General features: G+C 71.9%; 19 protein-coding genes. 8 read left to right on the plus strand and 11 right to left on the minus strand.

The features are described from left to right. The first annotated feature begins 5 nt into the window (after positions 1 to 5). Positions 6 to 842, plus strand: coding sequence for a UbiA family prenyltransferase (locus QNO26_RS00845; RefSeq protein WP_257638619.1), 837 nt, complete (start codon positions 6 to 8; stop codon positions 840 to 842). Positions 843 to 921: 79 nt separating this feature from the next. Here the strand turns inward: QNO26_RS00845 and QNO26_RS00850 are convergent, their stop codons facing one another. The 4 genes from QNO26_RS00850 to QNO26_RS00865 all read right to left on the minus strand — a co-directional run bounded on the left by QNO26_RS00850 (position 922) and on the right by QNO26_RS00865 (position 4,571). Beyond that, a complete protein-coding gene (locus QNO26_RS00850; RefSeq protein WP_257638620.1) occupies positions 922 to 2,070 on the minus strand; it encodes an FAD-dependent oxidoreductase in 1,149 nt (382 codons plus the stop codon). Further along, positions 2,063 to 2,764, minus strand: coding sequence for a methyltransferase domain-containing protein (locus QNO26_RS00855; RefSeq protein ID WP_257532850.1), 702 nt, complete (start codon positions 2,762 to 2,764; stop codon positions 2,063 to 2,065). The genes QNO26_RS00850 and QNO26_RS00855 overlap by 8 nt, the downstream gene beginning before the upstream one ends. Then, positions 2,761 to 3,882 carry a type III polyketide synthase gene (locus QNO26_RS00860; protein WP_257532853.1) on the minus strand — a complete coding sequence of 374 codons (1,122 nt, stop codon included), beginning with the start codon at positions 3,880 to 3,882 and terminating at the stop codon, positions 2,761 to 2,763. Before QNO26_RS00860 ends, QNO26_RS00855 begins: the two co-directional genes overlap by 4 nt. A gap of 116 nt (positions 3,883 to 3,998) precedes the next feature. Then, positions 3,999 to 4,571: a nitroreductase family protein gene (locus tag QNO26_RS00865; RefSeq protein ID WP_257533139.1), complete on the minus strand. Its 573-nt coding sequence runs from the start codon at positions 4,569 to 4,571 to the stop codon at positions 3,999 to 4,001. Positions 4,572 to 4,753: 182 nt separating this feature from the next. Here QNO26_RS00865 and rraA point away from each other — a divergent pair, with 182 nt between their 5' ends. Further along, a complete protein-coding gene (gene rraA, locus QNO26_RS00870; protein ID WP_257532855.1) occupies positions 4,754 to 5,221 on the plus strand; it encodes a ribonuclease E activity regulator RraA in 468 nt (155 codons plus the stop codon). Between the two features lie 72 nt (positions 5,222 to 5,293). After that, positions 5,294 to 5,677 (plus strand): VOC family protein, encoded by a 384-nt coding sequence (locus QNO26_RS00875; protein WP_257532857.1) that lies wholly within the window; start codon positions 5,294 to 5,296, stop codon positions 5,675 to 5,677. 77 nt (positions 5,678 to 5,754) lie between these two features. Here the strand turns inward: QNO26_RS00875 and QNO26_RS00880 are convergent, their stop codons facing one another. Together QNO26_RS00880 and QNO26_RS00885 are read right to left on the minus strand one after the other, a co-directional pair. Beyond that, positions 5,755 to 6,846, minus strand: a complete 1,092-nt coding sequence (locus tag QNO26_RS00880; protein ID WP_257532859.1) for an ABC transporter permease — start codon at positions 6,844 to 6,846, stop codon at positions 5,755 to 5,757. Further along, entirely contained in the window at positions 6,843 to 7,727 is an 885-nt protein-coding gene (locus QNO26_RS00885; RefSeq protein WP_257638621.1) for an ABC transporter ATP-binding protein, read from the minus strand. Before QNO26_RS00885 ends, QNO26_RS00880 begins: the two co-directional genes overlap by 4 nt. Positions 7,728 to 7,960: 233 nt before the next feature. Between QNO26_RS00885 and QNO26_RS00890 the strand changes: the two genes are divergently transcribed. Beyond that, entirely contained in the window at positions 7,961 to 8,530 is a 570-nt protein-coding gene (locus QNO26_RS00890; protein WP_257638622.1) for an NADPH-dependent FMN reductase, read from the plus strand. A 57-nt stretch (positions 8,531 to 8,587) separates the two neighbouring features. Here the strand turns inward: QNO26_RS00890 and QNO26_RS00895 are convergent, their stop codons facing one another. Continuing rightward, positions 8,588 to 9,301, minus strand: a complete 714-nt coding sequence (locus QNO26_RS00895) for a response regulator (RefSeq protein ID WP_257532866.1) — start codon at positions 9,299 to 9,301, stop codon at positions 8,588 to 8,590. Then, complete coding sequence (locus QNO26_RS00900; RefSeq protein ID WP_257638623.1) at positions 9,298 to 10,563, minus strand: sensor histidine kinase; 1,266 nt, start codon at positions 10,561 to 10,563, stop codon at positions 9,298 to 9,300. Before QNO26_RS00900 ends, QNO26_RS00895 begins: the two co-directional genes overlap by 4 nt. A 145-nt stretch (positions 10,564 to 10,708) precedes the next feature. On the opposite strand from QNO26_RS00900, the gene QNO26_RS00905 reads away from it, so the two are divergent. From QNO26_RS00905 to QNO26_RS00915, 3 genes are read left to right on the plus strand one after another with little or no spacing between them, the layout of a single operon-like run. After that, positions 10,709 to 11,143, plus strand: coding sequence for a VOC family protein (locus QNO26_RS00905; RefSeq protein ID WP_257532869.1), 435 nt, complete (start codon positions 10,709 to 10,711; stop codon positions 11,141 to 11,143). Next, entirely contained in the window at positions 11,144 to 11,881 is a 738-nt protein-coding gene (locus QNO26_RS00910) for a winged helix-turn-helix transcriptional regulator (RefSeq protein ID WP_257532871.1), read from the plus strand. It begins immediately after the preceding gene. Between the two features lie 20 nt (positions 11,882 to 11,901). Further along, on the plus strand, positions 11,902 to 12,516 hold the full coding sequence (locus QNO26_RS00915; RefSeq protein WP_257532873.1) for a dihydrofolate reductase family protein: 615 nt from the start codon (positions 11,902 to 11,904) through the stop codon (positions 12,514 to 12,516). A 45-nt stretch (positions 12,517 to 12,561) separates the two neighbouring features. On the opposite strand, the gene QNO26_RS00920 is transcribed toward QNO26_RS00915, so the two are convergent. Next, positions 12,562 to 13,407: an exodeoxyribonuclease III gene (locus QNO26_RS00920; protein ID WP_257532875.1), complete on the minus strand. Its 846-nt coding sequence runs from the start codon at positions 13,405 to 13,407 to the stop codon at positions 12,562 to 12,564. A gap of 92 nt (positions 13,408 to 13,499) precedes the next feature. Here QNO26_RS00920 and QNO26_RS00925 point away from each other — a divergent pair, with 92 nt between their 5' ends. After that, positions 13,500 to 14,345, plus strand: a complete 846-nt coding sequence (locus tag QNO26_RS00925; RefSeq protein ID WP_257532877.1) for an NAD-dependent epimerase/dehydratase family protein — start codon at positions 13,500 to 13,502, stop codon at positions 14,343 to 14,345. A 17-nt stretch (positions 14,346 to 14,362) separates the two neighbouring features. Here the strand turns inward: QNO26_RS00925 and pntB are convergent, their stop codons facing one another. Next, positions 14,363 to 15,766: a Re/Si-specific NAD(P)(+) transhydrogenase subunit beta gene (pntB, locus tag QNO26_RS00930; RefSeq protein WP_257638624.1), complete on the minus strand. Its 1,404-nt coding sequence runs from the start codon at positions 15,764 to 15,766 to the stop codon at positions 14,363 to 14,365. Beyond that, positions 15,763 to 17,304, minus strand: coding sequence for a Re/Si-specific NAD(P)(+) transhydrogenase subunit alpha (locus QNO26_RS00935; protein ID WP_257638625.1), 1,542 nt, complete (start codon positions 17,302 to 17,304; stop codon positions 15,763 to 15,765). The genes pntB and QNO26_RS00935 overlap by 4 nt, the downstream gene beginning before the upstream one ends. Between the last annotated feature and the right edge of the window lie 41 nt (positions 17,305 to 17,345).

Genomic DNA, 17,345 nt, shown 5'->3' on the forward strand with positions numbered 1-17,345 from the left:
GAGGCGTGAGGACGATCCGGGCACTGTGGGGCGCTTCGCACCCCGGCCCGTCGGTCGTCGTCACGGTGCTCGCCGTGGCCCTCGGCATCGCCGCCGGGCTCGAACCCTGGCGCGTCGTGCTACTGGGGGCCGCCGTCTTCTGCGGTCAGCTGTCGGTGGGCATCTCCAACGACGCCATCGACCACGAGCGCGACCGCAGCGTCGGGCGCACCGACAAACCCCTCGTGCGGGGGGAGGTGAGCGCCCGCACCGCGTGGATCGCCGCCATCGCGAGTGTCGCGGCGGCTCTCGTGCTCTCGGCTCCGCTGGGGGCGGGCATGCTCGCCGCCCACGCGATCGCCCTCGCCTCGGCGTGGTCGTACAACGCCGGGCTGAAGTCGACCCCGGTGTCGATCGTGCCCTTCGTGGTCAGCTTCGGCGTCTTCCCGTCGCTCGCGACCCTCTCCGCCGACCCGCCCGCGCTCGCCGCCTGGTGGGCCTGGGTCGCCGGCGGGGCGCTCGGCGCCGCCGTGCACCTGACCAACGTGCTGCCCGACCTCGAGGACGACCGCCGCACCGGCGTGCGGGGGTTCGCGCACCGACTGGGCGCGCGCCCCGCCGCCGCGCTGGCCGGCATCGCCGTGCTCATCGGCGCCGGAGCGGTGCTGTGGGGCGCGGTGGATGCCGGCCCTCTCGGCGCCGTGGCCTGGATCCTCTTCGCGGTGGTCGCCGCGCTCGCGCTGGCGACGGTCGTCCGGGTGATCGTGCGGCCGCCCGATCGCATCGTGTTCCGCCTGGTGATGGCCGCCGCGCTGCTGCTCGCCGTGCAGCTGGTTGCGACGCCCGGCACCCTCGCCTCCTGACCGCGCGGGTGTTCGCGGCTGTGATCCACTACGCGCGCCGGCGAGCGAGCGCCCACCCGCGGGGGATGAGCCGCTGCCGTCAGTTCGCCGCGTCGAAGCCCATCGCGTAGGCGTGCGCGAACAGTGGTCCGCCCACCGCGAGCGCCGCGCGCATCACCTGGGTGCGCACCGCGTGCGTGGTGGCGTCGACCGGCCGGCCGAGCCGGGTGTTGGCCGCCGCCAGCCGCGCCGCCCATCGCGCCGAGCGCACGCGGTCACGCTCCCACCGCGCAAGCTCCGGCTCGGGGGCGGCGCCCTCCCGCAGCCAGCGCATGAGCAGCGGCGCGAGCCCGGCGGCATCCAGCAGGCCGAGGTTCATCCCCTGGCCGCCGATCGGACTGACTTCGTGCGCGGTGTCGCCGATCGCGAAGACGCGGCCCCGCCGCAGCTGCGGTGCGACCACCCGCCGCACGCGGAACGCGGTCGCCGCCGTGACCGCCTCGGCGCCGGCGTGCTCCCCGCGCCGCCGCAGCGCCGTCTGCAGCCGCGCCAGTCGCGCCGCATCGTCGGTCGGGTCGGCGTCGCCGCCGTCGGAATCCCAGGCGACGAACCGTCGCCGCCCGCCGGGCAGCGGGAAGGACTCGAGCACGCCGGGCTCGTCCAGGTGCACGACCGCGAGCTGGGCGTCGGCGCGCGGCGGCAGGGTCGCATCCGACATGAGGTAGCGGTCGGGGTAGGCCGTCGTGGGCACCGCGCCTGCGCGGTACACGAGCGGCCGCGCCCCCGCTCCGCCGGCGAGCACGACCAGGGATGCCGACTCAGCCAGGAAGGCGTCGGCCTCCCGGCCCTGCACGCGCACCATGTCGGGTCCGCGGCGGATGCCGGTGACGTCGACGCCGCGGCGGACGGCGGGGGCGTGTACCGCGAGTGCTGCCTCGGTCTGCGGCTGGGGGAGGGTGGCGACATACGGATGCCGGCGGTTCAGCCGGTCGAACCGCACGACACCCAGCAGCCGCCCGTCGCTGCGGGCCTCTCCGCGTCGCACGCGCACCGCGTCCTGGAGGATGCGCTCGGTTGCGCCTCCGGCTTCGAGCGCGGCCAGCACGGGCGCGTGCAGGCCGATGGCGCGGGTGCCGCCCCCCGGCTCCGGCCGGCGGTCCCACAGGGTGACGTCGACGTGGAGGCGGGCCAGCTCCGAGGCGAGGAAGGTGCCGACCGGGCCGGCCCCGACGATCAGGACCTCAGGCATGACCCTGCCCCCGCGCGAGCAGGCGGAAGGGAGCGGGCGTCTCGACCTGCCATCCCGGGTGCCCGACGGCGAGTGCCCGTTGCAGCTCGTCAGCCCGGTAGCTGCGCCGGATCGAGCGCAACCCATCGGTGCGCAGGAACGTGCCGGGCGCGAGCGGCGTGATCCCGACGGCGTAGAGGCCGTAGGCCAGGCGGTCACGGGCGATGTCGGCGTGCAGCACGGGGCCGGTGGACAGGGCGAGCGAATCAGCCGCGAACCCGGCCAGCTCGGCCGCGCTCAGGTGATGGAGCACGTGGTTGGACACCACCGCGTCGAACCGCTCCCCCTCGGCGCGCAGCACCGTCGAATCGGTGCAGCGGAACCCCACGTCGTCACGTGCCCGCTCGCGGGCGACCGCGTGGGCGCGCAGGTCGGGGTCGGCGCCGAGCCACCGCACGTCCAGGCCGTCGCGCCGGGCGAGCTGTGCGAGTCGCACCACCAGATCGCCGCCTCCGGAGCCGAGGTCCAGCACGCGTGCCGGGCGCCCGAGCGCGGCGAGGTGCGGGCGCAGATGGTCGCGGTAGACGCGGCCCCAGCCCGAGACGAGTCGGTTGACGGCGCCGAATCGGCGGAGCGTGGCATGCAGTCGTGCCGGGTCGCACTCCGGATCGTCCATCAGTTCGCGCAACGCCACGTCGCGCTCGCCCAGGTTCACGCCGTGTCTGCCGTGCGGCGGTTGACGAGGACCGATTCCACCGTCAACCCCGGGCCGAACGCGAGCGTCGCGATGCGCTGCGCGTCGGGACGCTCGCCGTCCCCGGTGCCGTTGAGGAACTCGCGAAGGATGAACAGGATCGTGGCGCTGGACATGTTGCCGTAGTCGCGCAGGATGCGTCGGGAGACCTCCAGCGCGGATGCCGGGAGCCCCAGCCCGGTCTCGACGCGGTCCAGCACACTGCGGCCCCCGGGGTGCACTGCCCAGGCATCCACCTCGTCGTCTCCGAGGAAGCGGGCGACGGCGCCGCGGATCTCACGGCCGATGATGCGGGGCACCTCGGCGGAGAGGACCATCTCGAATCCCTCGTCGCCGATGGTCCACGCCATGTCCTGTTCGCCGTCGTCGGTCACGGCGGTGCCGAACCGCTCGAGCTCCAGCCACTGCGCGCCGCGCAGCGACGGGTCGGCGCTGACGACCGCTGCGGCGGCGCCGTCGGCGAACACCGACGAGGAGACGATCTGCTGCGGGTCGTCCGAGACGCGGAAGTGCAGCGTGCACAGTTCAGCGCACACGACCAGCACGACCGCTTTCGGGTCGCCGGCGCAGATGCGCGCCGCCGTGCGCAGACCAGGGAGGGCGGCCGCGCAGCCGACGAAGCCGAGGTGGTAGCGCTCGACCGTGACCGGCAGGCCGAGATCGCGCACCAGGCGGTAGTCCGGCCCGGGGGCGAACAGGCCCGTGCACGACACGGTCACCACGTGCGTCACCTGGTCGGGGGCGATGCCGGCGCCGCGAATGGCGGCATCCGCCGCTGCGGCGAACAGGGGAGGGGCCTGGCGGATGTACTCGTCGTTGCGGGCGCCGGTGGACGGCGACAGGATGCGACCGGTCTCGTCGATCACGGGGATGCCGGAGGGCGTCTCCGGCGGTTCGCCCGAGAACTCCGCCAGCACGGTGTGGCGGCTCTCGATGCCCGACGCGTCGAACGCGGCGCCGATGAGACGCTGCGTGAGCCGGCTGGCGCCGGGCTGGGCGACGAACAGGTCGCGCACCTGTCGCTGATCCAGCCGGGTCGGCGGGACCGCTGTGCCGATCGACAGGACGCAGGTGACCATGCTTCACGATATCCAGGCGGAGGCCCCGGTGGGTCGGACTGGTGCGCCCGGCGTGGGCCGTCTACAGTGTGCGCCCCGCCGCGCCGTCGCCGTCGCGAGGGTAGGAGGCGGGGCGATCAGGCGTCGACGGCGAGCAGCTCCGTCAGCGGCAGGCGCACGCGCGGTGCGTTCTCGCGCTCGCGCAGCGCCTCGGGCGCGGCGGCGACGTCGCCCAGCGTGCCGACCGCCATGACGGTGACCGGCATCAGATCGGAGTCCAGGTCGAAGGCCGCCGCGAGCGCGTCGCGGTCGAAACCGCCCATCTGGTGGGTGTGCAGGCCGGAGGCGTGGGCCTGCACCGTGAAGTGCGCGGCTGCCTGGCCGGTGTCGTAAGCGGCCCAGGCGAGGGGCGTGCCGTCGTGGCTGGTGGCGGCGGCGAAGACGACCAGCGCGGATGCCGCAGCCGCCCAGGCCTGGTTGAAGCCCATGAGGGTGGCCACGACGGCGTCGTGCGCGGCGGTGCCGCGACGGGCGACGATGAAGCGCCACGGCTGGGAGTTGTTGGCCGACGGCGCCCAGCGTGCGGCTTCGAGCGCGCTGGCGAGGGCCGCCTCGTCGATGGGTGCCTCGGCGTCGAAGACCCGTGTACTCCATCGGGAGGCGAGCACATCGAGGATGGGGGCGTCGGTGGTGGCGGTGCGGTCGAGCATGTCGGTCATGTGATGGTTCCAGAGCTAGGGGGACTTCGGGGACACCATCGGCCCGCTGCATTCAACGATAATCGCCCTCCCCGGGGGTCCCGACGCCCCGCGCCACGGCCGCAACCGTGAAGACCCGCACGAACCCGCGAAGACGCACGCGGCGGATGCGGGGCGGGCGTTAGCGTGGCGGGATGACCATCGCGACCGCAGACCTCTACGACCAGCGCGGCGACGAGCTCGACTCCGTCGCCCTCCAATTCCACGACTTCGGCGGGCACACCGCCTTCGACGGCCCGGTGCGCACCATCCGCTGCCACCGCGACAACGCCCTCGTGAAGCAGACGCTCGCCACCCCCGGCGACGGTGCCGTGCTCGTCATCGACGGTGCGGGCTCGCTCGAATCGGCCCTCGTGGGCGACCGCATCGCGGCATCCGCCGTCGAGAACGGCTGGGCCGGCCTCATCGTGCACGGTGCCGTGCGCGACCGCGAGGCGCTGGCTGCGCTGCCGATCGGCGTCAAGGCGCTCGGTTCGAACCCGCGCACGAGCGCGAAGATGGGCGTCGGCGAGATCGACGTGCACGTGACGATCGCGGGCATCGTCTTCGCCACCGGCAAGCACGTCTGGGCCGACGCCGACGGCGTGCTCGTCGAGCGCTGACGCGCCGCCCCTCTCGACAGGTGGCCGCCGCGAGCGCATGCTGGCGGCACCACCCGATGACAGGAGGAAGTTGTGCTCAGAGACGCTCCCAGCTTCAGCGGCTTCTCGGTGGACGACATCGACGCCGCCCTCGCCTTCTACCGCGACACCCTCGGCCTCGACGCGTCGCTCGGTGAGATGGGCATCGTCCACCTCCATCTGGCCGGCGGCGGTCAGGCGATCGCGTACCCCAAGCGCGACCATGAGCCGGCGACGTTCACGATCCTCAACTTCGTCGTCGACGACGTGGATGCCGCGGTCGACGACCTGCAGCAGCGCGGCGTCGAGACGAAGATCTACAGCGACCCCGACTTCGGCACCGATGAGCGGGGCATCGCGCGCGGCAACGGCGGCCCGGCGATCGCGTGGTTCCGCGATCCCGCCGGCAACGTGCTGAGCGTGCTCGAGGACGGCTGACACGACGGATGCCGCGACCCGGCCGATCGGCCCAGGTCGCGGCATCCGCCGCTGCGTCGTGAGGCTGCGGGAGGGTGTCAGCCCTTCAGCGCCTCCTTGAGGTGCACGCGGGCGCCCATCCGCAGGATCGAGTTCTCGTAGATCTTGGCGCCCACCCAGATCGCGCCGACGCAGGTGATGAGCAGGATCACCAGCGACACGAGCGGCTCCCACCACTGCGCGTCGCCGAAGAAGATGCGCACCGGCATCCCGACGGGGGCGGAGAACGGCACGTACGACATGATCGTCATGACGGTGGGGTTGTCGTTGAAGAAGATCGCCAAGAAGTACGGCGCCATGACGAGGAAGGTCAGCGGCGTCGTGGTGGAGCCGATGTCCTCCTGCCGCGAGACCATCGCGGCGGCCGCGGCGAACAGCGACGCGAGCAGCACGAAGCCGAAGAGGAAGAACACCGCGAACCACACCAGCGGCGCGCCCAGGCCCGACAGCAGCTCCGCCTGCCCGGTGACGGTCAGGCCCACCACGGAGACCGCCGCCAGGCCGATGATCTGCCCCATCGCGAGCACCGTGTTTCCGACGACCTTGCCGGCCAGCAGGGCCCGGGTGGGGACGGCCGAGATCAGGAGCTCCACGACGCGCGTGGCCTTCTCTTCGACGACGCTCTGAGAGATCGTCGTGCCGAAGGTCAGCGCGGCCATGAAGAACACCGCGCCGAAGAGCAGCGAGATGATGTAGCGCAGCAGGCCGTCGGCGTCATCCGAATCGGTCTGCAGCAGTTCCACCGGCGGTGACGTGCTCAGCGCCGTCATCAGCCCGGAGGGCACGGAGTCGTCGCCGACGACGGTGAAGCCGAACCCGTCGCCTCCCGGCACGATCGCGGCATCCACCTCGCCCTCGCGGACGAGATCGCGGGCCTCATCGGCCGAGCCGACCTCCGTCGCGTCGACGATGGACTCCAGCGGTGCCACGACGGCAGCGGTGTCGGACGTGACGGCCACGGTGGTGCGGCTGTCCTGCTGGGCGGCGAACCCGCCCCAGACCACGCCGGCGAGGGCGATGAGGAACAGGATGCCGGTGGAGATGAGGAACGCCTTGCTGCGCAGCTTCGAGCCGATCTCACGCTCGGCGACGAGCCAGACGCTCTGGGCGAAGGAGGGTGCGGTGCTCACTGGATGACCTCCTTGAAGATCTGGGCGAGGGACGGATGCCGGGGGGCGAAGCTTGCCACGTCGCCCGCGGCGACGGCGCGCCGCAGCACCGTCTGCACGGTGGCGTCGGAGTCGGCGTCGAAGAGGGCGTAGCCCCCGTCGAACTCGAGCACGGTGATGCCCGGCTCCTCGCGCAGCCAGCCGGCATCGCCGGCGGAAACGAGTTCGAACCGGCGGGTGGAGTGGGCGGCGCGCAGGCCGTCGCGGGACCCGGCAGCGCGGATGGTGCCGCCGGCGATGATCACGAGGTCGTCGCACAGGCGCTCGACGACGTCGAGCTGGTGCGAGGAGAACAGCACCGCGGCGCCCTGGGCGGCGCGGGCCTGCAGCACGGCGGCGACGACGTCGACGGCCAGCGGGTCCAGGCCCGAGAACGGCTCGTCGAGGATCAGCACCTGCGGGTCGTGCACCAGCGCGGCGGCGATCTGCGCGCGCTGCTGGTTGCCGAGCGACAGGGTCTCGACGTTGTCGTTCAGCCGCTCGCCGAGGCCCAGCTCCTCGAGCAGGGCGGTCGCACGGGTGGTGGCATCCGCCTTCGAGAACCCGTGCAGGCGGGCGAGGTAGACGATGTGCTCGAGCACCTTCATCTTCGGGTACAGGCCGCGCTCTTCGGGCATGTACCCGAAGCGGCGCCGGTCGGCCGCGGTGACGGGCGCGCCGTCGAGGGTGACCGTGCCGGCATCCTTCGCCAGCACGCCCAGGATGATGCGCATGGTCGTGGTCTTGCCGGCGCCGTTGCCGCCGACGAAGCCGGTCAGTCGCCCGGGGGCGACGGTGAAGCCGACGTCGTCGAGCACACGGCGTCCGCCGTAGCTCTTGGTGATCCCGGTCAATTCGAGCATGAAGCTCCTCCTCCATCGATACTTCGACGGTACGCGCCGCGATGGCCGCGGACCTCCCCCTGCGGTCGGGTTCTGCGGGGGACGGCGGCCGCCGCCGTCTCCCCCTCGCGGGGGAGGGATGCGCTCAGCTGACACGGAGGTATATGCACTGGAATAGATCTCGCAGGCCTCCGGTTGGGGAGCCTGAAGGTCGCGGGCACCCCGTGGCCACCGAGACCTCAGGAGACACACCCATGACCGAGCGCACCATCGGCTACATCGTCGGCAGCATCTCGTCCACGTCGATCAACCGCCGCCTGGCGATGGCACTCGAGCACCTCGCGCCGCAGGACACCACCCTCGTGGAGATCCCGATCGCCGACCTGCCGTTCTTCTCCGTCGACATCGAGAACGACATGCCCCCGGCGGCGCGCGAGTTCAAGGACGCCATCGACCGCGTCGACGGCGTGATCATCGTCACGCCCGAGTACAGCCGCTCGATCCCCGGCGTGCTGAAGAACGCGCTGGACTGGGCGGCCCGCCCCTACGGGCAGGGCTCGTTCGACGGCAAGCCCACCGCCGTGATCGGCACCTCGGGCGGGGGCATCGCCACCGCCGCCGCGCAGCAGCACCTCAAGGCGATCCTGAGCCACTTCAACGCCCCGACGCTCGGCCAGCCCGAAGGCTACGTGCAGTCGACGCCCGGCCTGTTCACCGAAACCGGCGAGGTCACCAGCGACGAGACCGCGGCGTTCCTCACGGCGTACCTGAGCGCGTTCGTGGCGCTGATCGAGCGCTACGCGCCGGTGCCCGCCGCCGTCTGACGCTCTCGGACTCGTCCCCCGCCGGCCCCGGCGCGCGTGCCGGGGCCGGCGGAGACGTCAGACCAGCCCGTGGGTGTGGGCGTAGACGACGGCAGCCACGCGGTCGCGCGCCCCGAGCTTCTGCAGCACGTTCGACACGTGGGTCTTCACCGTGGCTTCGCCGATGAACAGCTGCTGCGCGATCTCGGCGTTGCTGCGGGCCGCGGCGACCAGCCGCAGCACCTCCGTCTCGCGCTCGGTGAGGTCGGGGTGCGCGGCGCGCGGCCGTGCCGCGGGGGACACGGCCACGGGCGCGTCGCCCCCGGTCGCGCCGTCGCCCGCCGCGCGCCCCTGCGCGCCGGCCGCGAAGCGAGCGATCACGCGCCGCGTGACCTCCGGCGCGAGAAGCGCGTCACCGGCCGCAGCCACCCGCACCGCGGTGACGAGCTCCTCCGGCCCCGCGTTCTTCAGCAGGAATCCGCTCGCCCCCGACTCCAGCGCCTGGAACAGGTAGTCATCGCGGTCGAAGGTGGTCACGATGACGACGGCCGCGCGCAGCGCGGCATCCGACACGATGCGTCGCGTGGCTTCGATTCCGTCCATGTCGGGCATCTGCACATCCATGCAGATGACGTCCGGCCGCAGGGCGGATGCCGCGGACACGGCCTCCACGCCCGTCGCCGCCTCACCCACCACCTCGATGTCGTCGGCGGCGTCAAGGATCATCCGGAACCCGGCACGCATGACCGCGTGGTCGTCGACGAGCAGCACGCGGGTCGCGGCGCGGCTCATGCGGGCACCGCCGCGCGCAACGGCATCCGCACCCGCACCAGGAACCCGCCCCGCGCGCGCGGACCGGCCTCGATCGTCCCGCCCGACGCCGCGGCGCGCTCGCGCATGCCGACGAGTCCGAGGCCGGGGCGGTCCGTGGTGCGCACGCGGCCGGTGTTGGTGAGCTCGAGCTCGACCGCATCGTGGTCGTAGCGCAGGCGCACGTCGGCGGTGGCTGCGGGACCGCCGTGGCGGCGGGCGTTGGTGAGGGCCTCCTGTGCGATGCGGTAGAGGTTCACCTGCACGAGCTCCGACGGCTCGGTCGGCTCTCCGACGACGGTGAAGGTGGTGGGCAGGCCGTTCTCGCTCGCGTGCGCAGCGAGCTCGGCGATGGCCGACAGCCGCAGCGTGGAGGCGCCGGGGCTCTCGGCATCGGGCGTGCGCAAGGTCTCCAGCAGCTGGCGCAGCTCGTCCAGCGCAGACCGCGCCGACGCTTCGACCCCGCCGAGCGCGGCGCGTGCGGCATGGGGGTCGCGCTCCAGCACCATCCGCGCCGCGCCGGCCTGCACTCCCATCGCCGAGACGTGGTGGGCGACGACATCGTGCAGTTCGCGCGCAATGCGCACCCGGTCGAGCGCGACGGCCTGCGCCGCGGTCAGCTCGCGCTCGCGTTCGAGTTCGGCGGTGCGCTGCTGCAGGGCCGCCCACGCGAGGGCGGTGGTGTAGGCGCGGTCGCCCAGATAGTAGGCACCACCGAAGTACACGACGTTCACGATGAACTGGATCACCATGTACGCGGCCATCGGCGAGAACGCACCGTCGGCGGAGAGGCCGTCGGGCGACGGCTCGGTGGCGGTCTGGAACATCGTCACGAGCAGCCAGATGAACATCGCGGCCACCGTGGCCACGCGCACGATGGTCGCCCGACGGCGATCGTCGACCCAGGCGCCGACGGTGTACATCGCCACGAAGAGGGCGACCTGGCCGACATAGAGGTCGGGGATGCGGAAGGTCGCGCCGGCGAAGAAGGCGACCGCGACGACGATCAGCACGGCCTCGGGGTAACGGCGGCGCAGCGCCAGTGGCAGGGTGGCCGCCGCCGAGTACAGCAGCGCCCAGCCGAGCCCGGGGGTGTCGCCGCCGAAGAACCCGGCGACCTGGCCGAGCCACGAGCTGATGACGGCGCCGACGAGCAGGCAAACGGCGAGCCAGACGTCGACGCGCAGCTGGGCATCGGTGGGTGGGTGCCGGCGGGGCGGGGCGGCGGTCGGGGTCGTGCTCATCGTTCCACGGTAGGGGCGGGCGGGACCGCGGACATCCCCCGCCGGACGGATTTCGCAACCTTGCACCGGGGGCTCTTGACCCTCTACTTGCTTTTTGCAAGCATGAGGCATCCGCCCACCGCGGCGGCTTGCAAGGGAGCACGCCATGACCGACATCTTCGTCAATCTGCCCACGGCCGACCTCGACCGCTGCAAGGCCTTCTACACCGCGCTGGGAGCGGAGATCAATCCGATGTTCACGGACGAGAACGCCGCCTGTGTCGCGTGGGGGGATGGCGTCTACTTCATGATGCTCACCCGGGAGTTCTTCGCGACCTTCACCCCCAAGCCGGTGGCCGATCCAGCGGCGACGGCGCAGGTGATGGTGGGGCTCAGCCGGGCGTCGAACGACGACGTGGATGCCGTGATGGCCACGGGCCTGGCGGCCGGCGGCACCGAGCCCCGCGAGCCGGAGAACCTCGGGTTCATGTACTCGCGGGACCTGGAAGACCCCGACGGCAACGTACTGAGCTTCTTCTACATGGACCCCGTCGCCGCGGAGCAGGGTCCGGAAGCGTTCGCGGACCAGGCGCGGTCGTAGGTGGCCGCGCGAAGCTACGGCCAGTACTGCGGCGTCACCACCGCCGCCGAGTTGATCGGCGAGCGGTGGGCGTTGCTGATCGTCCGCGACCTGCTGGTGGGGCCGCGCCGGTACACCGACCTCAAGGCCGGTCTGCCGCGGATTCCCACGAACATCCTCGCGGCCCGTCTGAAGGAGCTTCAGGATGCCGGTGTGGTGCGGCGCGTGCCGCTGTCGCACCGCGGGCTGGTGTACGACCTCACCGCGTACGGCCGCGAGCTCGAGCCCATCGTGCTGGCGCTCGGGCGCTGGGGGTTCGTGGCGATGGGCGAGCCGGAGCCTGACGACATCGTCACCGCCGACTCGTTGACCATCGCGCTGCGCACGGCATTCCGTCCGGATGCCGCCGCCGCCCTGCCCTCGACCGGATACGACCTGCACATCGGAGAGGTGGGCCTGCGTGCACGGGTGGACGGCGCCGCACTCGCGGTGCGGCGGCTGGACGCGGGTGCGTTCCCCTCGAGCGCGGAGGGCGCGGAGGGCGCGGAGGGCGCGGAGGGTGCAGCGGATGAGCACGGTGCGGGAGGCGCGGATGCCGTGATCGTCGCCGGGCCGGCGATCCGCGAGATCATCTCCGGGGAGCTGCGCCCCGACGACGCGATCGCCCGCGGCGTGGTGCGCGTGCCACGGGGCGATGTCGCGCTCCTCGGCCGGTTCGCCCGGACGTTCCACATCGACCCCGCCGCTGCCGCGGCATGACGCGAACGAAGGGACTCCCCATGTCGGGCGTGATCCATATCGACCTGTTCACCTCGCTCGACGGTGTCGCGCAGTCACCCGGGAGCCGCGCGGAAGACCCGGACGACGGGTTCGCCTACGGCGGCTGGCAGGCCCCCGTGGATGACGATGCGGTCGGCGAGCGGGTGATGGCCGGCATCCGACGCCTCGACGCCCTGCTGCTGGGGCGCCGCACCTACGAGATCTTCGCGGGGTACTGGCCGCAGTACGAGGGACCGGCGGCGGAGATCGCCGAGCGGTTCACCGCCGTGCCGAAGTACGTGGCGTCGCGGGGTGAGCCGCCGCTGCCGTGGGAGAACTCGCATCTGCTCGGTGCCGACCTCGCCGCCGAGGTCGCGGGGCTGCGGGAGCGCCACGAGGAGGTGCACGTGATCGGCAGCATCGACTTCGCTCGCAGCCTCGTGCAGGAGCGCTTGTTCGACGTGCTGAACCTGTGGGTGTATCCGCTGGTGCTCGGGCCGGGCAAGCGGCTGTTCCCGCCGGACGGGCCCGCGTTCGGGCTCACGCTGCTGGAGCCGCCGGTGGCGGGCCCGGCCGGCGCGCTGCTGCTGCGTTACGGCCCCGGCCCCGAGGTCGCCACCGCCGACATGGGCTGACGCCGCCGCCGAGCGGGCACGCGCGGCGGCGAGAGCGGTCTCGCGTCAGCCGAAGATCATCGGACGGTCGTCGTCGTCGTCGGGTGAAGCCAGGTCGAGGTCGACCACGACCGGCACGTGGTCGCTGGGGATCTCGCCCTTGCGCTCATCGCGGTGGATCGACGCTCCGGTGACCCGATCGGCGAAGGCGTGCGAGCCGAGGATGAAGTCGATGCGCATGCCCTGGTTGCGGGGGAAGCGCAGCTGCTTGTAGTCCCAGTAGGTGAACCCGGTGGGCACCAGCGGGCGCACCACGTCGATCATCCCGGCATCCTCGATGGCACGGAATGCCGCGCGCTCCGGCGGGGAGACGTGCGTCGAGATCCCCTCGACGACGGTGGGGTCGCCGTTGTCGGCATCCGTCGGGGCGATGTTGAAGTCGCCGACCATCGCGAGGGCGAGGTCGGGGTTCTCCGTGAGGCTCTCGCGGGCGTGCTGGGCGAGGGCACCCAGCCAGTCGAGCTTGTAGACGTAGTGCGGGTCGTCGAGCGATCGGCCGTTCGGCACGTAGAGGCTCCAGACCCGGATGCCGCCGATCGTGGCGCCGAGCGCACGTGCTTCCAGCGGCTGGTCGGGTCCTTCGTGGCCCTTCGCGAAGCCGGGCATGCCGGGGAACGAGGTCGCGACGTCTTCGATCGGCTCGCGGCTGGCGATCGCGACGCCGTTCCACTGGTTCAGGCCATGCGCGACGACGTGATAGCCGGCATCCTCGAACGCCTCGTAGGGGAATTGCTCGGGCTTGCACTTGATCTCCTGCATCGCGAGCACGTCGATGCCTTCGCGCACGGCGAAGTCGACGGTGCGCACGACGCGCGCCCGGATGGAGTTGACGTTCCAGGTGGCAAGCCGCATGTCCTCCACCCTACTTTCGCCGCCGGGTGGGTATTCGCTCTGCCGGGCTGCTCTTCGGGCCACTTCGGCTCAGACCGTGACAGGGTGATCACATGCGCATCGCCGTCACCGGGTCATCCGGCAAGCTGGGCCGAACCGTCGTCCGTGTCCTCCGTGAGGCGGGGCACACCGTGATCGGCCTGGATCAGGTCGGGCAGCGGGGGCCGGGCTTCGTGCAGGTCGACCTCACCGACTACGGGCAGGTCATCGACGCGCTGGCCGGGGTGAACGACCAGCACGACGGCATCGATGCCCTCGTGCACCTCGCCGCGGTGCCCGCGCCCGGCATCCGCACCGACGTCGCGACGTTCCACAACAACATCGCCGCGACCTTCAACGTCTTCTGGGCCGCCGTGCGGCTCGGCGTCGAGAAGATCGTCTACGCCTCGAGCGAGACGGTGCAGGGTCTCCCGTTCGATGCGCCGCCGCCGTACATCCCCGTCGACGAGGACTACCCCGCGCGGCCCGAGTCGGTCTATTCGCTCGTCAAGCATCTCGAAGAGCAGCTGGCGATCGAGCTGGTGCGGTGGCACCCGACGCTGTCGATCACGGCGCTGCGGTTCTCGAACGTCATGGACCCCGAGGACTACGCGGAATTCCCTTCGTTCGACGACGATGCCACGCTGCGCAAGTGGAACCTCTGGTCCTACATCGACGCCCGCGACGGCGCCCAGGCGGTGCTGCGCGCGCTCGAGAACGCGCCGGCGGGTTTCGACCGATTCCTCATCGCGGCAGCCGACACCGTGATGTCCCGTCCCGCGGCGGAGCTCGTGGCGGAGGTGTTCCCCGATGTGCCGGTGCGGGGTGAACTCGCACCGCACGCGTCGCTGTTCTCGACCGACAAGGCGCGCCGGCTGCTCGGCTATGAGCCCCAGCACTCCTGGCGCGACGAGGTCTAGCCCGCCGCGCCGCATACTCACTCGGCGTCCCGAAGGATGTCCTCCACTCGCTCCTTCGCGTCACCGAAGAGCATCTGCGTGTTCTCACGGTAGAACAGCGGGTTCTGCACTCCGGCGTAGCCGGCGGCCATCGACCGCTTGAAGACGATCACGTTCTCGGCCTCCCACACCCGCAGCACCGGCATCCCGGCGATCGGCGACGACGGGTCCTCGGCTGCGGCGGGGTTCACCGTGTCGTTCGCGCCGATCACCAGCACGACCGACGTCGAGGCGAAGTCATCGTTGATCTCGTCCATCTCCAGCACGATGTCGTACGGCACCTTCGCCTCGGCCAGCAGCACGTTCATGTGGCCGGGCAGTCGGCCGGCGACCGGGTGGATGCCGAAGCGCACGTCCACGCCCCGTTCGCGCAGCCGCCGGGCGAGGTCCGCCACCGGATACTGCGCCTGCGCGACGGCCATGCCGTATCCGGGGGTGATCACGACCGATGACGCCTCGCGCAGCATGTCCGCGACGGTCGCGGCATCCACCTCGCGATACTCGCCGTGGTCGACGTCTCCCGCGACGGGCCGCTCGATGCCGAACCCTCCGGCGATCACCGACAGGAACGACCGGTTCATCGCCTTGCACATGATGTACGACAGATACGCGCCCGACGACCCGACGAGGGCGCCCGTGACGATCAGCAGGTCGTTGTTCAGGAGGAACCCCGCCGCGGCGGCCGCCCAACCCGAGTAGCTGTTGAGCATCGAGACGACCACGGGCATGTCGCCCCCGCCGATGGATGCCACGAGGTGCCAGCCCAGCGCGAGCGCCAGCACGGTCACGGCCACCAGCAGCCACAGCTGCGGGGTGATCACGTACCAGGTCGTGAGGGCGACGAAAGCGACCAGCGCACCGACGTTGAGCGCGTTCTTGCCCGGCAGCATCAGCGGGCGCGACGACATGCGCGCCGACAGCTTCAGGAACGCCACGATCGATCCGGTGAAGGTGACGCCGCCGATGAACACGCCGATGAAGACCTCGGCATGGTGGATGTCGCGCAGCGCGCCGGACAGGCCGGGGTCGTGCAGGGCGCCGTTCCAGCCCACCAGCACCGCTGCGAGGCCCACGAAGGAGTGCAGCAGCGCGATCAGCTCGGGCATGCCGGTCATCTCCACCACGCGCGCCCGCCACAGCCCGATCGCCGCGCCGATCAGCACCGCCGCGGCCAGCAGCACCAGCCCGAGGGTCGCCTGCGGGTCGCCCCACGCATCCTGCACCGTCACCCAGGCGGTCGCCGCCAGCGCGATCACCATGCCGGCGATGCCGTAGCCGACGCCCGTGCGGGCCGTTTCGTGGGTGCTGAGACCGCGCAGGCTGAGCACGAACAGCAGCGCCGCGACGAGGTAGGCGGCGGTGGCCACGGCGGCGGCGGTCATCGGTCACCCTTCGAGAACATGGCGAGCATGCGCCGCGTGACGGCGAACCCACCGAAGATGTTGACCGATGCCAGCAGCACGGCGACCGCGGCGAGGATCTGCACCGGCGGGTCGGGGGTCGTCACCTGCAGCATCGCGCCGACGATGATGATGCCCGAGATCGCGTTCGTCACGCTCATCAGCGCCGTGTGCAGGGCGTGGTGCACCTTGCCGATCACGTAGAAGCCGACGATCACCGACAGCACCAGCACGGTGAGGTGCTGCGGCAGCGGAGCGGGTGCGATCGCCGACACGGCGAACAATGCGGCGATGCCGAGGGCGATCAGCCCGGTGCGGCCGGCGGGCGACAGGGTGCGCTTCTGGGCGGGTGCGGGCGCCGCGGCATCCGTCGTCGCCGCCGGCGGTGCCGCCGACACCTGCACGGGGGGCGGTGGCCACGTCGACTCGCCGTCCTGCACCACCGTGATCGAGCGCTGCACGACGTCGTCGAGGTCGAGGACCAGACGGCCGTCCTTGCCGGGGGTGAGCAGCTTCACCAGGTTCACGAGGTTCGTGCCGTAGAGCTGCGACGCCTGGGCGGGCAGGCGGGATGCCAGGTCGGAGTAGCCGAGGATGATCACACCGTTGTCGGTGACGACGCGCTCGCCGTCCACCGAGCCCTCGACGTTGCCGCCCTGCGCGGCGGCCATGTCCACGATGACACTGCCCGGCTTCATGCTCGCGACGTCGGCGGCGGTCAGCAGCCGCGGCGCCGCACGCCCCGGGATCAGCGCGGTCGTGATCACGATGTCCACCTCGCGCGCCTGTGCCGAGTACAGCGCCGCGGCGGCACGGTCGTACGCCTCGCTCGTCGCCGTGGCGTAGCCGTCGCTGGAGTCCATCTGCTCGTCGACGACCACGGGCAGATACTCGCCGCCGATCGAGCGCACCTGATCGGCGACCTCGGGGCGTGGATCGGTCGCGCGCACGATCGCGCCCAGCGACGACGCCGCGCCGATGGCGGCCAGACCCGCGACTCCGGCGCCGGCGATCAGCACTTTGGCGGGGGGAACCTTGCCGGCGGCGGTCACCTGGCCGGTGAAGAAGCGCCCGAACTCGTGCGCCGCCTCGACCACCGCGCGGTAGCCGGAGATGTTGGCCATGGAGCTGAGCACGTCCATCGACTGCGCGCGGGAGATGCGCGGCACGGCGTCGAGCGCGAGCGCGGTGATGCCACGCGTCTGCAGCGATGCGCGCACGTCGGGGCGCAGGGCCGGGGCGAGCAGTCCGATGAGCGTCGCCCCGTCGGCCAGCAGTGCCACTTCCTCCGGTGTCGGTGGATTCACCTTGAGCACGACGTCGGCGGCCCAGGCCGCGCGTCGGTCGACGATGCGCGCGCCGGCCTCGCGGTAGGCGGCATCCGGGAACGACGACGCGGCACCCGCGCCGGTCTCGACGATCACCTCGTACCCGAGCGCAGTCAGCTTCGCGACCGTCGCGGGTGTGGCGGCGACGCGGGCTTCACCCGCGTGCTCCGCGACGATCCCCATGGGCGTCATGCGCACTCCTGTGCTCGGGGCGGACGGCGCGCGCTCAGGCT

This window comes from Microbacterium sp. zg-Y1090 (assembly GCF_030246945.1).
Classification (GTDB): domain Bacteria; phylum Actinomycetota; class Actinomycetes; order Actinomycetales; family Microbacteriaceae; genus Microbacterium; species Microbacterium wangruii.

Excerpts from the sequence above, each read along its gene's own strand:
- QNO26_RS00905 (WP_257532869.1), top strand. The coding sequence starts at position 10,709 with ATGACCGACATCTTCGTCAATCTGCCCACGGCCGACCTCGACCGCTGC.
- QNO26_RS00900 (WP_257638623.1), bottom strand. The coding sequence starts at position 10,563 with ATGAGCACGACCCCGACCGCCGCCCCGCCCCGCCGGCACCCACCCACC.
- QNO26_RS00895 (WP_257532866.1), bottom strand. The coding sequence starts at position 9,301 with ATGAGCCGCGCCGCGACCCGCGTGCTGCTCGTCGACGACCACGCGGTC.
- QNO26_RS00885 (WP_257638621.1), bottom strand. The coding sequence starts at position 7,727 with ATGCTCGAATTGACCGGGATCACCAAGAGCTACGGCGGACGCCGTGTG.
- QNO26_RS00920 (WP_257532875.1), bottom strand. The coding sequence starts at position 13,407 with ATGCGGCTTGCCACCTGGAACGTCAACTCCATCCGGGCGCGCGTCGTG.
- QNO26_RS00915 (WP_257532873.1), top strand. The coding sequence starts at position 11,902 with ATGTCGGGCGTGATCCATATCGACCTGTTCACCTCGCTCGACGGTGTC.
- QNO26_RS00865 (WP_257533139.1), bottom strand. The coding sequence starts at position 4,571 with ATGCTCGACCGCACCGCCACCACCGACGCCCCCATCCTCGATGTGCTC.
- QNO26_RS00850 (WP_257638620.1), bottom strand. The coding sequence starts at position 2,070 with ATGCCTGAGGTCCTGATCGTCGGGGCCGGCCCGGTCGGCACCTTCCTC.
- pntB (WP_257638624.1), bottom strand. The coding sequence starts at position 15,766 with ATGACCGCCGCCGCCGTGGCCACCGCCGCCTACCTCGTCGCGGCGCTG.
- QNO26_RS00860 (WP_257532853.1), bottom strand. The coding sequence starts at position 3,882 with ATGGTCACCTGCGTCCTGTCGATCGGCACAGCGGTCCCGCCGACCCGG.
- QNO26_RS00935 (WP_257638625.1), bottom strand. The coding sequence starts at position 17,304 with ATGACGCCCATGGGGATCGTCGCGGAGCACGCGGGTGAAGCCCGCGTC.
- rraA (WP_257532855.1), top strand. The coding sequence starts at position 4,754 with ATGACCATCGCGACCGCAGACCTCTACGACCAGCGCGGCGACGAGCTC.
- QNO26_RS00925 (WP_257532877.1), top strand. The coding sequence starts at position 13,500 with ATGCGCATCGCCGTCACCGGGTCATCCGGCAAGCTGGGCCGAACCGTC.
- QNO26_RS00890 (WP_257638622.1), top strand. The coding sequence starts at position 7,961 with ATGACCGAGCGCACCATCGGCTACATCGTCGGCAGCATCTCGTCCACG.